The sequence below is a fragment of the Actinoplanes sp. NPDC051388 genome (genome assembly GCF_055586225.1).
The window spans coordinates 117,415-132,717 of the sequence record NZ_JBVJIP010000007.1 but is presented as its reverse complement, the minus strand read 5'-3'; the positions used below and the strand labels follow the sequence as shown (position 1 = coordinate 132,717).

Genomic DNA, 15,303 nt, shown 5'->3' with positions numbered 1-15,303 from the left:
GGTCATGGTCATCAACATCTGCTTCCACGGCATCGGCACACCGCAGCGGGAGATGGAGCCGGGCGAGGACCGTTACTGGATCGGCGAGGACCTGTTCCACGCGGTCCTCGACGAGATCCGCACCTGGCCCTCGATCCGGATCAGCTTCGACGACGGCAACGCCTCGGACGTCGAGATCGGGCTGCCCGCGCTGCAGAAGCGTGAGCTGACCGCCGACTTCTTCGTGCTCGCTTCGCGCCTGGAGCTGCCCGGCAGCCTGGACGAGAAGGCGGTCCGCGAGCTGCACGACGCCGGCATGACCATCGGCAGCCACGGCATGTGGCACCGGCCGTGGCGCGGGATGGACGCGGCGACCAGCGAAGACGAGCTGGTGGTGGCCCGCGAGAGGCTGGCCGCCGTGGCCGGCGTGCCGGTGGACACGGCCGCCTGCCCGCTCGGCCGCTATGACCGTGAGCTGATCGGCAGGATGCGCCGGCTCGGCTATGCGAGGGTGTTCACCAGTGACCGCCGGGCCGCCCGGGCCGGCGACTGGCTGCAGCCGCGCTACAGCGTGCGGCGCGACGACACGCCCGAGTCGCTGCGCGCCGAGGCGCTCGCCGGCCCCGGCCTGCTCCGCAAGCTGAAGCTCGAAGCGGTCGGGGTGGCTAAGCGCCTGCGTTGACTCGCTGCACCATCTGCGGGCCGGGCGTCTCGCGCAGGCGCGCCGGGCTCAGCAGCGCACGGGCGGCTCGCCGGCTCGGCACCTTGCCCAGGGCGGCCCGGCTGGTCTCGCGCAGCAGCAGCGCGGCCCAGAAGCCCGCGGTGGCGATGCGCCCGTGCCGGCGGCCGTAGAGCCGCACCCGGTTGAGCGTGAGCACCGTCCAGAGACCGGGGGAGACCCGCGAGTCGCCCTCCAGGTGCACCGCCCGGGCGGCCGGGGTGAAACGGGTGACCAGGCCGGCGTCGCGCGCGCGCAACGCGAAGTCGGTCTCCTCCGAATAGAGGAAGAACGACTCGTCCCACGGCCCGCACCGCTCCCAGCACTCCGCGCTGAAGAGGACCGTCGAGCCCTCGGCCCAGTCGGTGACCGCGGGCGTCTCGTACCGCCGCTCGTCGGTGACCACCTCGCCGAGCGCCGGGCGGCGACCGGCCCGGCCGGCGCCGAGCACGGCGTCGCCGAGCGTCCGCAGGATCGACGGCTCGCGGCGCATCGTCTGGATCAGCTCGCCGTCGCCGTCGACCAGCAGCGGCACCGCGATGCCGGTGCCCGGGGTGCGCAGCACACCGAGCAGGGTGCGCACACAGCCCGGGGTCAGCCGCACGTCGGGGTTCAGCACCAGGACCGCGGTGAACGGCCCGGCCTTGGCCAGCGCGCCGTTGATGCCCGCCGCGTAGCCCGCGTTGCGGCCCATCTCCACGACCGTGGCGTCCGGGGCCAGCCGCCGCACCGCGCCGACCGAGTCGTCCGCCGAGGCGTTGTCGGCCACCGTGAGGTGCCACGCGACGCCGTCCAGGCCCGGCGCCAGCGAGGCGATCAGGTCCGGCAACAACTTCTCGCTGTTGTACGTGACCACGACGACCGCGACCGATTCGGTCGAGCTGTCCACTGTGTCCTCCCGCATCATGGGCGCCCGAGGGCCCGGTACTCCCAGCCCGCGGCCCGCCACTGCACCGGATCGAGGGCGTGCCGGCCGTCCACGATCTTTCGCCGCCGGGTGACCGCGGCCATCGCGGACGGCTCGATCTCGCGGAACTCGGTCCACTCGGTGAGCAGCACGACCACGTCGGCATCCCGGGCCGCGTCCAGGGCGTTCACACCGTAGCCCAGCTCGGGGTGCACCCGCCGGGCGTTCTCCATCGCCGCCGGGTCGAACACGACCACGCGCGCGCCCATGCTGTGCAGCGTCGCGGCCACGTCGAGACCGGGCGCGTCGCGGATGTCGTCGGAGTTCGGCTTGAACGCGGCGCCGAGCGCGGCCACCCGCATGCCCCGGACGTCGCCGCCGCACAGCTCGACCACCAGATCGACGGTGCGCGCGCGGCGCCGCCGGTTGATCCCGTCGATCTCGCGCAGGAATCCGACCGCCTGGCCGACGCCGAGCTCCTCGGCCCGGTGCGCGAAGGCGCGGATGTCCTTGGGCAGGCAGCCGCCGCCGAAGCCGAGGCCGGGACGCAGGAACTTGCCGCCGATCCGCTCGTCATAGGCCAGCGCCTCGGCCAGGTCGTGCACGTCGGCCCCGGTCGCCTCGCAGATCTCCGCCATCGCGTTGATGTAGGAGATCTTCGTGGCCAGGAACGAGTTGGCGGCGACCTTGACCAGCTCGGCGGTCTGCAGGTCGGTGACCTTCACCGGCACGCCCTGCTGCAGCACCGGCCGGAACGCGGCGCGGAGCTGCTGCTCGGACCAGGCGGAGGTGACGCCGAAGACCATCCGGTCGGGCTTCATGGTGTCGTCCACCGCGAAACCCTCACGCAGGAACTCCGGATTCCAGGCCAGCTCCACCTCGGCGCCGGCCGGCGCGGTGGCGCGGATCAGCTCGGCGAGCCGGGCCGCGGTGCCGACCGGCACGGTGGATTTGCCGACCACCAAGGCCCGGCGACGCAGATGCGCGGCCAGCGCGGTGACCGCCGCGTCCACGTACGTCAGATCGGCCGCCTCGGAACCCTGCTGCTGGGGGGTGCCGACGCAGACGAAATGCACGTCGCCGAACTCGCCGGCCTCCTGGAAGCTGGTGGTGAAGCGCAGCCGGCCGGACTCCAGCGCCTTGCTGAGCAGCTCGGGCAGGCCGGGCTCGAAGAACGGGACCTCGCCGGAGTTGAGCCGGGCGACCTTGGTGGCGTCCACGTCGACGCCGAGCACCTCGAAACCCATCACGGCCATGCAGATCGCGTGGGTGGCGCCCAGATAGCCGGTGCCGATCACGGTCAGCCTCATCAGTACGCCCCCGAACTGCGCAGCACGGCGCTGACCGTGCGGGCCAGGATGGCCACGTCCATGGCCAGCGACCAGTTCTCCACATAGGTCAGGTCGAGCCGGATCGACTCCTCCCAGGAGAGGTCGGACCGCCCGGAGACCTGCCACAGCCCGGTCAGGCCGGGCTTGACGACGAGCCGCCGGCGCATGTCCGCCGGGTAGCCGGCCACCTCGCGGGACAGCGGCGGCCGCGGGCCGACCAGCGACATGTCGCCCTTGAGCACGTTCACCAGCTGGGGCAGCTCGTCCAGCGAGAAGCGGCGCAGCCAGCGGCCGACCGGGGTGACCCGGGGGTCGCGGCGCATCTTGAACAGCTCGCCGTCGGTGTCGTTCAGGTTGCGCAGCTCCGGCAGCCGCGCCTCCGCGTTGACCACCATCGTGCGGAACTTGTAGAGCATGAACGGCCGGCCGTCCTTGCCGACCCGCTCCTGCCGGAAGATGGCCGGGCCGCCGCCCTTGGGCCAGAACATCACCAGCGCGGCGAGCACGGCCAGCACGGGTGCGCTGAGGGTCAGCAACACGAAGGCGCCGGCCCGGTCGAACCCCGCCTTGACCAAGCGGGCGCTGCCTTTCAGGCGCGGGTGCTCGACGTGCAGCATGGGCAGGCCGTCCACCGGCCGGATCGTGGTGCGGTCGCCGGCCACGTCGACCAAAGTGCTGGCCACGATCAGGTCGATGTCCTCGCGCTCGAGCTGCCAGGCGAGGCGGCGCAGCGCGGCGCCGTCGATCTCGGGGCAGGACAACACGACCACGGTGTCCGCGTCGGAGATGACGACCGCCGAGGCGACCTCGTCGAAGGTGCCGTAGATCGGTGGCAGGCCGGGGATGAAGTCGTTGGCGGTGATGCCCGGCGGCAGGCAGGCGCCGATGACGCCGAGGCCGTGCTGGCGCTCGCGGCTGAGCCGGCGGGTCATGTCGGCGACCGCCCGCTCGTGCCCGACCAGGACGACCCGGTGCAGCCGCTCACCGCGGGCCCAGGACCGGTGCAGGGTCTGCCGGAAGACGTAGCGCGCGGCCAGGTCGACAGCGACGGCCAGCGGCATGGCGATAATCACGTAACCGCGGGCCAAACGTAGATCGAACGCGAAGGAGAAAATGGCCAGGGCGGCGGTGAGCGCCAATCCCGAACGGAATACCCGAGCGTACTCGTCGGTGCCGACGAACAGGTGACGTGGTTCGTTCGCTCGGTTGATAGCCAAACAGACTATCCAGGCGATCGGCAATACAAATGTCAACAATAAGTAGTCGCGGACGAACGGTTCGCCGCCGGATGATCCGAATCGCAGGACCAGGGCCAGCGACGCCGCGCAGAGCCCGACCGAGAAGTCGATGAGGTAGAGCGTCAGTGCGTATCTGTTCTGCCATCCGACCCGGGCCGCCCCTGCCCGAATCCGACCGTTGACCTGCGCAGCTTTCGCTGTGACCTCGATGACCGACACTGGTCTGGTGGTCTGCACGCCTTGCCCCCGTCATTGATCGAGGTAGACCCCATGAACGTCGCCCCCGGGGCGTGCCCCAACACGCCTGGGTGAAATCTGGTCCCCGCCCGTAACCGGTGGGACCCATGGGACAGCCTCTAGAACGGTGACCCGTTCGCGCTACACCCTTACGTTCGATCCCTATGGCGGTTCGGATGAATGGGAGACGAAAGCAGGCGCAAGTCGGTCAGATTGGACTAACCAGATTCTCCGGTTCCTTCGCCCCACATCGGCGCGGAAATGTGCCGGAAATGGATCGCCTACTACACGGAATGGTAGTGGTCAATCGGCCGCGGGGGAGTTTCAGCTGTCTTCAGTCCGACGCTTCGATTCCACCCACGCGGTGCACTCGGCGTGCCGCGGCAGCAGACCGGACGCCTCCGCCTGACGCAGGGTCGGTGCATCTGCGTCCTTTTTGGACAGCAGCGGCACGGCGGCCGGCCAGACGATGCCGATCTCGGGGTCCAGCGGGTCGATGCCGTGCTCGTGCCCGGGCCGATAGGTGGAGGAACACAGGTATGCCACGGTGGCGCCCTCGGTGAGCGCGCAGAAGGCGTGCCCGAGCCCCTCGGCGAGATAGACCGCCCGCCGCTCCTCGTCGTCCAGCGGCACGGCCTCCCAGGCGCCGAACGTGGGCGAGCCGACCCGGATGTCCACCACCACGTCGAGCACGGCGCCGGACACACAGGTGACGTATTTGGCCTGTCCCGGCGGCACATCGGCGAAATGCACGCCTCGCACGACGTCCCGGGCCGAGGTGGAGAGGTTCGCCTGGGCCAGGTCCAGCGGATGGCCGACGGCCGCGGCGAGCGCGTCGAAGCGATACCACTCCAAGAAGGCGCCGCGGGAGTCGCGGTGCTGCACCGGAGTCACCTCGAAGGCGCCCTCGATGGTCAGCGGCCGGACCTTCACCGAACGCCCCCGAAGCGGTCGTGGTCCAGCAGCCGCACCAGGTAGTCGCCGTAGCCGCTTTTCAGCAGCGGTTCGGCGAGCTCGCGCAGGCGCTCGTCGGAGATCAGGCCGAGTCGCCAGGAGGCCTCCTCGACACACCCGATCTTCAGACCTTGGCGCTCCTCGATGACCCGCACGTACTCCGACGCCTGCACCATCGACTGGAAGGTGCCGGTGTCCAGCCACACGGTTCCCCGGTCCAGCACGGTCACGCCCAGCCGGCCCTGGCGCAGGTACTCCTCGTTCACCGCGGTGATCTCCAGCTCGCCCCGGTCGCTCGGCTCGAGCTTCTCGGCGATCCGCACCACGTCGGCGTCGTAGAAATAGAGCCCCGGCACGACGTAGGTCGACTTCGGCCGCTCCGGCTTCTCCTCGATCGAGAGCACCCGGCCGGTGTCGTCGAATTCCACCACGCCATAGCGCTCCGGGTCGGCCACCGGATAGGCGAAGACCCGCCCGCCGTCCGGCTTGCCGAACTCGGCCAGCTGCCGGCCCAGGCCGACGCCGTGGAAGATGTTGTCGCCCAGGATCAGCGCGACCGGCTCGTCGCCGATGAAGTCCGCGCCGATCCGGAAGGCCTGGGCGATGCCGTCCGGTTTCGGCTGTTCCGCATATGTCAGGGAGAGCCCGAACCGGCTCCCGTCGCCCAGCAGCCGCTCGAAGTGCGGCTGGTCCTCGGGCGTCGTGATGACCAGGATCTCCCGGATCCCGGCCGACACGAGCGTGGTCAGCGGGTAGTAGACCATCGGCTTGTCGAAGATGGGCATGAGTTGTTTCGACATGGCCATGGTGATGGGCCAGAGCCGTGAGCCGGTGCCACCGGCGAGCAGAATTCCGCGCACGGCGAAACACTAAGTGGAGCAAGGCATTCGACTACACTCGCCAGCCGTGCAGATATTTGTGACCGGCGGTGCCGGCTTCATCGGTTCGGCCTATGTGCGGGCCATCCTGGCGGATGAGTTCGCAGGTGCGGTGGGCGCCTCCGTGACGGTTCTGGACCTGTTGTCCTATTCGGGCAATCGTGCCAACCTCCCGTTGACGGATAGCCGACTCCGCTTCGTTCAGGGCGACATATCCGATTCGGCCCTGCTGCGGGAGATTCTGCCCGGACATGACGCGGTGATCCATTTCGCGGCGGAATCCCACGTGGATCGATCAATCGCCGGTGCCGTCCCGTTCGTGGCGACCAACGTGCTCGGCACCCAGACGCTGCTGGACGCCGCTCGCGCCGCCGGCGTCGGCCGGTTCGTGCACGTCTCCACGGACGAGGTCTACGGCTCGATCGACGAGGGCTCCTGGACCGAGACCTGGCCGCTGGAGCCGAACTCGCCCTATGCCGCCTCCAAGGCCGGCTCCGATCTGCTGGCCCTCGCCGCGCACCGCACCCACGGCATGGACGTGGTGGTGACCCGCTGCTCCAACAACTACGGCACGCACCAGTTCCCGGAGAAGGTGATCCCGCTCTTCGTGACCAACCTGCTCGACGGCAAGCAGGTGCCGCTCTATGGCGACGGCGGCAACATCCGCGACTGGCTGCACGTGACCGACCACTGCCGCGGCATCCAGCTGGCCCTGGAGAAGGGCCGGGCCGGCGAGGTCTACAACATCGGCGGCGGCACCGAGCTGAGCAACCGCGAGCTGACCGGGCGTCTCCTCGACGCCTGCGGCGCCGGCTGGGACATGGTGGTGCCGGTGACCGACCGCAAGGGCCACGACCGCCGCTACTCGCTCGACATCACCAAGATCAAAGACGAGCTCGGGTACGCGCCGCAGGTCACCCTCGACGACGGGCTGGCCGCGACGGTCGAGTGGTACCGGGACAACCGTGACTGGTGGGAACCGCTGAAAGCCCGGAGCGCCGTCTGATGCGCTGGCTCGTCACCGGCGCCGGGGGGATGCTCGGCCAGGACCTCCGGGCCGCCCTGGCCGCGGCGGGGGAGCGTGACGTGCGGGCGGCGACCCGGGCCGACCTGGACGTGACCGACCCGGCCGCGGTGCGCGAGGCGGTCGCCGGCGCCGACGTCGTCCTCAACGCGGCCGCCTGGACGGACGTGGACGGCGCGGAGACCGCCGAGGAGGCCGCCACCGCGGTCAACGGGCACGCCGTGGAGATCCTGGCCGCCGCGGCCGGCAAGCGGCTCATCCACTTCTCCACCGACTACGTCTTCGGCGGCACGGCCTCCAGCCCGTACCCGGAGGATGCGCCGCAGGCGCCGGTGAACGCCTACGGCCGCGGCAAGGCCGTCGGCGAGCGGGCGGTCCTGGCCGCCGGGGGGTACGTGGTGCGGACCGCGTGGCTCTACGGCGCGCACGGTCCCAACTTCGTCCGCACCATGCTGCGGCTGGCCGGCGAGCGCGACACCCTTGACGTGGTCGACGATCAGACCGGCCCGCCGACCTGGTCCTACGCGCTGGCCCGGCAGACGGTCGCCCTGGGCGTCGCCGCGGTGGCCGGGCGGGCCGCGCCGGGCGCCTACCACGGCACCGCGGCCGGGCAGACCACCTGGTGCGGCCTGGCCCGCGCGGCGTTCGAGGAGGCCGGTCTCGACCCCGGCCGGGTGCGCCCGACCACCAGCGACCGCTTCATGCGCCCGGCGAAGCGCCCGGCCTTCAGCGTGCTCGGTCACGACGCCTGGTCCGGCACCGGGGTCGATCCGCTGCCGGACTGGCGCGCGATGCTCACCGAGGCGATGCCGGCCCTGCGGTAGAGACCACCACGTGGTCGAAGGCGGCGTGCCCGAATCGCAGCTCAGGGTTGCTCTCGGGCACTGAACGTCCTACCGTGTGGGAGCGCTCCCATCGACACTGGTCTCTTGATGGAAGGAAGGTTCGTGTCTCCTCCCTCGGCAGGTCCCCGCCGCCGGCTGTCCACCCTCGTGGTGGCGGTCGTCTGCGCCGTGGCAGCCACCGGCGTCTGGTTCTCCACCGGATCGGCGTCGGCCGGCACACTCACGGGCAGCCTCTATCGCGAACCCGGCACCGCCGTCGCCCGCTGGGTCGCGGCCAATCCGAACGACGCCCGGACCGGCGTGATCCGCACCCGGATCGCCAGTCAGCCCGCCTCGCACTGGCTCTCGAACTTCAACCTCGGCACCATCGAGACCGAGGTGGCCACCTATGTCGGCAATGCCACCGCGCTCGGCCAGCTGCCCGTCCTGACGCTCTACGGCATCCCGAACCGGGACTGCGGTGGCGCCAGCGCCGGCGGCGCGCCCGACCTGCCGACCTATCAGACCTGGGTGAACGGCATCGCCCGGGGCATCGCCGGCCGGACCACGGTCGCGGTGCTCGAGCCCGACTCGATCGCCCTGCTCACCTGCCTCAGCGCGAGTGAGATCGCGGCCCGCAACGCGGCCCTGCACACCGCGACGCAGACCCTGGTGGCGGCCGGCGCCGAGGTCTATCTGGACGCCGGGCACTCCACCTGGAACAGCGCCACCGAGCAGGCGAACCGGCTGATCGCCGCGGGCGTGGCGGACGCGGACGGCTTCTACACGAACGTCTCGAACTTCAACCCGACGTCGAGCGAGGCCGCCTACGGCCGGGCGATCCTGGCGGCGCTGGCCGGCCGGGGCATCTCCGGCAAACGCCAGGTGATCGACACCAGCCGCAACGGTGGCGCCGCCGGAGACTGGTGCGGCGACGACAACACCGACCGCCGGATCGGTCGATATCCGACCACCGCCACCGGAGACGCGAACATCGACGCGTACCTGTGGGTGAAGCCGCCCGGCGAGGCGGACGGCTGCCGATATGCCGCCGGTTCCTTCCAGCCGGACCTGGCCTTCAGCCTGGCGACCGGCGTCGCGGACCCGCCGACCGGGCCGCCGCCCAGCGACCCGCCGCCCAGCGACCCGCCGCCCACAACGGGTGGTTGTGCCGCGACCTATCAGACGTCCAGCACCTGGTCGGGTGGCTTCCAGGGGCAGGTGACGGTGACCGCCGGCGACGCACCGATCGCGGGCTGGCAGGTGACCTGGACGCTCGCCAATGGACAGTCGATCAGTCAGGTCTGGAACGGCGTGCTGACGGTCAGCGGATCGGCGGTCAGCGTGCGGAACGTGAACTGGAACGGCGCGCTCCGGCCCCGGGCCACCGCGCAGTTCGGGTTCATCTCCTCGGGCGCCACCACCCCCACCGTGAGCTGCGTCGCAAGCTGAGAGGAACCACCGGGAACGCACAGCAACCGGTGGTACAGAAGGTCCGATGAGACGCCGGACCACCGCACCGCCGAGTCGCATCCGAGCACTGCTGCGACTCGGCGGTGTGCTGCTGCTGGTCGGCGCCCTGATCGGGGTGGCGGCCATCCCGGTCGGCGCGGCGCTCGGCATGGCCACCGGCTACTGGTCCGGGGTCAAGGAGGCCGGGCTGCCGGCGCAGCTGATCGACCCGGTCACCGACCAGCTCACCCGGGTCTATGCGAACGACGGCCGCACCCTGCTCGCCACCTTCTATGACGAGGACCGGCACGACGTTGCCCTCGGACAGATCGCGCCGGTCATGCGGCAGGCGATCGTGGCCGCCGAGGACACCCGCTTCTTCCAGCACGGCGGGGTCGACCCGAAGGGCGTGCTGCGGGCGCTGGTCGCCGACACCGGCGCCGGCCAGGCCGAGCAGGGCGCGTCGACGCTGACCATGCAGCTGGTGCGGAACGCGCTCAAGGACGACCCCAGCCTGACCCCGGCCGAGCGCGCGGCCGCCACCGCGGACACCCCGGAGCGCAAGCTGCGCGAGGCGGAATACGCGATCCTGCTCGAGGGCCGCCTGAGCAAGCAGCAGATCCTGGCGAACTACCTGAACATCGCCTACTTCGGCGACGGGGCCTATGGCGTGGAAGCGGCCGCCCGGCGGTTCTTCGGGGTGAGTCCGGCGCGGCTCGATCTGGCCCAGGCGGCACTGATCGCGGGCGTCGTCCAGTCGCCGGAGACGGACAATCCGATCGGCGGCGACCGGGCGCTGGCGCGTACCCGTCAGGTTTATGTTCTCGATGCCATGCAGAAGGCCGGCCTGATCACTCCGGCCCAGCGCACCGCGGCGGCCGCGGAGAAGCTGACCTTCCCGGGCACGCGGACACCCACCGGCTGCACGGGCTCGGCGGGCTTCTTCTGCGACTATCTGCAGCGCTGGTGGGACAGCCGGCCACAGTTCGGGGCGACCGTCGCCGAGCGGGAGGACGCGCTGCGCCGCGGCGGCTACACGATCGTCACCACGCTTGACCCGGCGGTGCAGAAAGCGGCGGCGGCGCAGTCCCGGGCGGTGTATTCGACGCAGAGCCGCAAGACCCTGCCGATCGCCGTGGTCGAGCCCGGCTCCGGCCGGGTGCTCGCGCTGGCGGTCAACCGGCGCTACGGCACCGGGACGTCCCGGTCGGAGACGGTGAACCCGCTGATCAGCGGTGGTGGCAGCGTGCGCGGCTACCCGTCCGGCTCGACCTTCAAGCTGTTCACCATGCTCGCCGCGCTGCAGGCTGGGATGCCGCTGAGCACCGGCTTCGACGCGCCCGCCAAGCTGGTCACGCGCTGGCCGGACACCGGGCCGGCAACTGCGGCGGCGCTTGGTGCCCGGGCAACGACAACCCGGCGTGGATGGACGGCCACCGGACCATGTGGGACGCGTTCGGCCGGTCGGTGAACACTTATTTCGTGCATCTGGAGGAGCAGGTCGGGCCGGCCGCCGCGGTGGCGCAGGCGCAGAACCTGGGGATCGGCTTCGCGGCGCCGGGGGACGCGAAGCAGGCGGCCGACCCCGGCTCGTGGGGCTCGTTCACCCTCGGCGTGGTCGACACCACCCCGCTCGAGCTGGCCTCGGCCTATGCGACGCTCGCCGCCGACGGGAAGTACTGCGCGCCGGTGCCGGTGCAGTCGATCAAGGACCGGCGCGATGCGGCGGTGCCGGTCGCGGACACCTGCCGGCAGGCGCTCCCGGCGGACGTGGCCCGGGCCGCCACCGACGCCGCGCGCTGCCCGGTCGGTCAGCAGAGCGCCTTCGGCGAGTGTGACGGCGGCACCGCGCCGCAGGTGGACGCGATCTTCGGCGGCCGCCCGGTGGCCGGCAAGACCGGCAGCACCGAGGACAACACCACCGAGACGTTCGTCGGGTTCACCCCGCGGTTCGCCGCCGCGGGCATCGCCAACGACCCGGTGGACCCGTCGGACCACGTGGGCAGCGCGGTCGAGTCGCGGGTGGTGACCGCGGTGGCCCGGACGCTGCGGGCCGCGGCCGGCGACGGCGACTATCCGGGCTTCACCCCGCCGAGCGCGGCGCTGGCCGTGGGCTAGAGCTCTGCCTGATCCGCAGGTCGGCCGGGAAGACGCAGCGCCAGTGCGGGGCGATCCGGCGGCCGGCCAGCGCCCGGGTGGCGGCCGCCGCCATCTGCTCGACCGGCTGGTGCACCGAGGTCATCGGCGGGGTGGCGCACTCGGCGATCACGCTGTCGTCGAAGCCCACCACGGCCACGTCCTGCGGCACCCGCCGGCCGGCGTCGGCCAGCGCCTGCATCGCCCCGGTGGCCATCAGGTCGCAGGCCACGAACATCGCGTCCAGCTCGGGCTCCTCGGCCAGCAGGCGCGGGGTCAGCTGGTAACCGGACTCGCGGCGGAGCTTGCCGGTGGCCGAGATGTCGGGCAGGGCCAGGTCGCGGATCGCCCGCGCCCACCCCTCCCGCCGGCCGTCCGCGCAGGAGTTGCCCTCCTGGCCGTGCAGCGCGGCGATCCGCCGCCGGCCGGTCCCGTGCAGGTGCCGGACCGCCGCCTCGGCGCCCTCCGCGTTCTCCAGGCCGATGAACGGCACGCCGGGCGCGGAGGGACCCATCGACACCACCCGGTCGCAGCGGGTGTAAAACCGCGCCGCCACCGGCGGCGCCACGTTGATCAGGATCACCCCGAGGCTCACCGTGTCCGCGATCCGGGCCAGCAGGGCGGGTGCGCCGGGCTCGTCCACCACGTGTACGCGCAACTGCCCGTTGCCGCCGCCCAGCTCGTGCAGGATCCCCGCGGTCACCCGGCCGTAGTAGGGGCTGGACCCGAAGACCGCGGGGTCGTCGACCACCACCAGCTCGATCACCTCGCCGTGGCCCGAGGCGAGTGCCTGGGCGACCGGATCCGGCCGGTAGCCGAGTCGCTCGATCACCTGCCGGACGTGCTCGCGGGTTTGCGGCGACACCCCGGCCGCGTCGTTGATGACCCGGGACACCGCCGACTTGGACACACCCGCCGTGGCGGCGACATCGGCCAGCGTCGGCCTCCTGTGCGACATCGACTCAATATAGGAGACGCCGGTACGCACGTACTGCAAATTTCCTGCACATCGACACTCATTGACTCGTCGAAACACCCGTGTAACGGTGACGGCTGGTAAGCGCTTTCCTGCTCGTTGAGGAGCCTCGCATGCGTGGTCGCATCGTGTCCGTCGTCGCCGTGCTGCTGCTGGCGACCTTCGCCGCGCCCGCCGCCGCGGCGCCGCCGTCCCTGCCCTTGCGGACCGCCCGGCAGACGCTGGCTCCGGACGACGGCTGGGCGGCCGCGGGGGCCGGCACGACCGGTGGCTCGGCAGCGGACGCCGCGCACATCGCGGTGGCCCGCAACCGCGCCGAGCTGATCGACGCGCTGGGTGGCGACGCGCTCACGAACGGCTCCAACGCCGTGCCGAAGATCGTGTTCATCAGCGGCCGGATCGACATGAACGCGGGCCTGACCTGTGCCGACTACGCCGACCCGGAGTACTCGCTGGACGCCTTCCTGGCGGCCTACGACCCGGCGGTGTGGGGGCGGGCGACCAAGCCGTCCGGGCCGCTGGAGGACGCCCGGGTGCGGTCCGCGCGGCGGCAGGGCGAGCAGATCCGGATCAACGTCGGCGCCAACACCACGATCATCGGCCTCAACGGCGCCCGGATCGACCACGGCAGCCTGATCCTGACCAACGTCGGCAACGTGATCGTGCGGGGCGTCGAGTTCACCGACGCGGCCGACTGCTTCCCGGCCTGGGACCCGACCGACGGCGAGGCGGGTAACTGGAACTCGCTCTACGACCTGGTCTCGCTCAGCGGCGCCACGAACGTGTGGATCGATCACAACACGTTCAGCGACGGCAACAACCACGACGCCGACCAGCCGCTCCACTTCGGCCGGCCCTATCAGGTGCACGACGGGGCGTCCGACATCATCCGGGGCTCCGACCTGGTCACCGTCTCGTACAACGACTACTACGACCACGACAAGACGATGCTGATCGGCTCGACCGACACGCCCGGGGTGGACGTCGGGAAGCTGCGGGTCACCGTGCACCACAACCGCTTCGCGAACGTCGTTCAGCGGGCGCCGCGGGTGCGGTTCGGCCAGGTCGATGTGTTCGACAATTTCTACATCGCCACCGACGAGGCCGCCTTCGGCTACTCGATCGGGGTCGGCGTGGAATCGGCGATCGTCGCGGAGAACAACTTCTTCCTGCTCAGTGCCGATGTGCCGGCCGGCGACGTGATCCACTACTGGAAGGGCACCCGGATCACCGAGATCGGCTCGCTGGTCAAGATCGGCAGCCGGTTGCCGCGCCCGGTGAGCCTGCTGGACGCCTACAACGCCGCCTACGACCCCGACCTGTCGCCGGACGCCGGGTGGACGCCGACCCTGCGCCAAAGAGTGGATCCGACCTTGGCGGCGCCGGCGATCGTGCAGGTCACGGCCGGGGCGCGCCGGCTGATGAGGTGATCGTCGAGCCAGCACCTGCCCCGGGAGGCTACGGTTGACGACTATGGCAGCTTATTCGGGTCCGGCAACGTTGATCCTCGCCGACGGCGCGCGGGTGACCGGCATGGTCTCGCTCGGCACCAACAACCGCGGAAACCTGAACGGCTGGAGCGGCAGCTTCCGCCCCAACCAGGTCAGTGCCGAGCTGCGGGAGGCGAGCGAGGGACTGCAACTGGAGCTGCCCTATGAGCAGATCGGTGCGGTCTCGGTGACCCACATCCGCCGGCTGCTCGCCACCCAGGTGCTGATGTCCCTGCAGGGCGAGGGGCCGGCCCCCTTCTGAGCCGTTCCGCGTCTGAGCGGGCCGTCAGGGGATGCGGGCGACTCCCGCGTAGACCGCCGCGTCGGCGGGACCGGCCCGCTCGCCCGGCTCGTCGTCCGGACGCCACTCGGCGACCGAGACGATGCCGGGCGGCAGCAGCTCGAGGCCGGTGAAGAAGCGCGCGAACTCGGCGCGGCTGCGCGGAGCGGCCGGCTCGCCGCTGAGCCGGAACGCCTCGCGGAGCCGGTCCGCGTCGACCGGCGCCATGAAGTCGAGGGTGCCGTTCGACATCACCAGGTGACTGCCGGGCGGCATCGCCTCGACGAAGCGCCGGACGATGCCGAACGGGTCCATGTCGTCGGTGATGAAGTGCATGATCGCGACCAGCAGCAGGCCGATGGGGCGTGAGCGGTCGAGCGTGCCCAGCAGGTCCTTGTCGTTCAGGATCGCCTCGGGATCGCGCAGGTCGGCGTCGACATAGGCGGTCGCCCCACGCGGTGCGCTGGTCAGCAGGGCGCGGGCGTGGGCCAGCACCATCGGGTCGTTGTCGACATAGACCACCCGGGCGTCCGGCACGATCGACTGCGCCACCTCGTGCACGTTGGGCGAGGTCGGCAGGCCCGCGCCGATGTCGAGGAACTGCCGCACGCCGCTCCCGGCGAGCGCGGACACCGCCCGGCGCAGGAACTTCCGATTTTCCCGCGCGGTCACCCGGGCGGCCGGGAAGGCCTTCGTGAGCATCTCCGCGCTGGCCCGGTCGGCCTCGAAGTTGTCCTTGCCGCCGAGCAGGTAGTCATAGCGCCGGGCCGGATGCATCCGGCTGGTGTCGATGCCCGGCGCCTCGCGATCGCTCATGATCACCCCGTCCGATCATGTACCTCGATGACCGGTAGATGCTACAACGTCCGCTTCGCTCGC

At 71.2% G+C, this 15,303-nt stretch carries 13 protein-coding genes and 1 pseudogene; 7 read left to right on the top strand and 7 right to left on the bottom strand.

Going from position 1 to position 15,303, the window contains the following annotated elements; genetic code table 11:
- Positions 1-4: 4 nt before the first annotated feature.
- On the top strand, positions 5-661 hold the full coding sequence (locus tag ACZ6TI_RS19275; protein ID WP_465346443.1) for a polysaccharide deacetylase family protein: 657 nt from the start codon (positions 5-7) through the stop codon (positions 659-661).
- On the opposite strand, the gene ACZ6TI_RS19270 is transcribed toward ACZ6TI_RS19275, so the two are convergent.
- From ACZ6TI_RS19270 to rfbA, 5 genes are all read right to left on the bottom strand, one after another.
- Positions 645-1,586 (bottom strand): glycosyltransferase family 2 protein, encoded by a 942-nt coding sequence (locus ACZ6TI_RS19270; protein WP_465346442.1) that lies wholly within the window; start codon positions 1,584-1,586, stop codon positions 645-647. The genes ACZ6TI_RS19275 and ACZ6TI_RS19270 overlap by 17 nt on opposite strands.
- Positions 1,587-1,600: 14 nt before the next feature.
- Complete coding sequence (locus ACZ6TI_RS19265) at positions 1,601-2,908, bottom strand: UDP-glucose dehydrogenase family protein (RefSeq protein WP_465346723.1); 1,308 nt, start codon at positions 2,906-2,908, stop codon at positions 1,601-1,603.
- Positions 2,909-2,913: 5 nt separating this feature from the next.
- Entirely contained in the window at positions 2,914-4,392 is a 1,479-nt protein-coding gene (locus ACZ6TI_RS19260; RefSeq protein ID WP_465346441.1) for a sugar transferase, read from the bottom strand.
- Between the two features lie 342 nt (positions 4,393-4,734).
- Complete coding sequence (locus ACZ6TI_RS19255) at positions 4,735-5,343, bottom strand: dTDP-4-dehydrorhamnose 3,5-epimerase family protein (protein ID WP_465346440.1); 609 nt, start codon at positions 5,341-5,343, stop codon at positions 4,735-4,737.
- Entirely contained in the window at positions 5,340-6,224 is an 885-nt protein-coding gene (gene rfbA / locus ACZ6TI_RS19250; protein WP_465346439.1) for a glucose-1-phosphate thymidylyltransferase RfbA, read from the bottom strand. Before rfbA ends, ACZ6TI_RS19255 begins: the two co-directional genes overlap by 4 nt.
- A gap of 46 nt (positions 6,225-6,270) precedes the next feature.
- Here rfbA and rfbB point away from each other — a divergent pair, with 46 nt between their 5' ends.
- From rfbB to ACZ6TI_RS19230, 4 genes and pseudogenes are all read left to right on the top strand, one after another.
- Complete coding sequence (gene rfbB / locus ACZ6TI_RS19245; protein ID WP_465346438.1) at positions 6,271-7,248, top strand: dTDP-glucose 4,6-dehydratase; 978 nt, start codon at positions 6,271-6,273, stop codon at positions 7,246-7,248.
- The gene (gene rfbD, locus ACZ6TI_RS19240) at positions 7,248-8,090 is read left to right on the top strand and encodes a dTDP-4-dehydrorhamnose reductase (protein WP_465346437.1); all 843 of its coding nucleotides are present in this window, start codon (positions 7,248-7,250) and stop codon (positions 8,088-8,090) included. Before rfbB ends, rfbD begins: the two co-directional genes overlap by 1 nt.
- A gap of 123 nt (positions 8,091-8,213) precedes the next feature.
- Positions 8,214-9,542, top strand: a complete 1,329-nt coding sequence (locus ACZ6TI_RS19235) for a glycoside hydrolase family 6 protein (protein ID WP_465346436.1) — start codon at positions 8,214-8,216, stop codon at positions 9,540-9,542.
- 46 nt (positions 9,543-9,588) lie between these two features.
- Positions 9,589-11,660, top strand: a pseudogene (locus tag ACZ6TI_RS19230) (transglycosylase domain-containing protein).
- Here ACZ6TI_RS19230 and ACZ6TI_RS19225 read toward each other — a convergent pair.
- Positions 11,626-12,636 carry a LacI family DNA-binding transcriptional regulator gene (locus ACZ6TI_RS19225; protein ID WP_465346435.1) on the bottom strand — a complete coding sequence of 337 codons (1,011 nt, stop codon included), beginning with the start codon at positions 12,634-12,636 and terminating at the stop codon, positions 11,626-11,628. The pseudogene ACZ6TI_RS19230 and the gene ACZ6TI_RS19225 overlap by 35 nt on opposite strands.
- A gap of 131 nt (positions 12,637-12,767) precedes the next feature.
- Here ACZ6TI_RS19225 and ACZ6TI_RS19220 point away from each other — a divergent pair, with 131 nt between their 5' ends.
- The gene (locus tag ACZ6TI_RS19220; protein ID WP_465346434.1) at positions 12,768-14,084 is read left to right on the top strand and encodes a pectate lyase family protein; all 1,317 of its coding nucleotides are present in this window, start codon (positions 12,768-12,770) and stop codon (positions 14,082-14,084) included.
- Between the two features lie 43 nt (positions 14,085-14,127).
- Complete coding sequence (locus ACZ6TI_RS19215; protein ID WP_465346433.1) at positions 14,128-14,406, top strand: hypothetical protein; 279 nt, start codon at positions 14,128-14,130, stop codon at positions 14,404-14,406.
- Between the two features lie 24 nt (positions 14,407-14,430).
- Here the strand turns inward: ACZ6TI_RS19215 and ACZ6TI_RS19210 are convergent, their stop codons facing one another.
- Positions 14,431-15,240 carry an SAM-dependent methyltransferase gene (locus ACZ6TI_RS19210; RefSeq protein ID WP_465346432.1) on the bottom strand — a complete coding sequence of 270 codons (810 nt, stop codon included), beginning with the start codon at positions 15,238-15,240 and terminating at the stop codon, positions 14,431-14,433.
- Positions 15,241-15,303 lie beyond the last annotated feature (63 nt).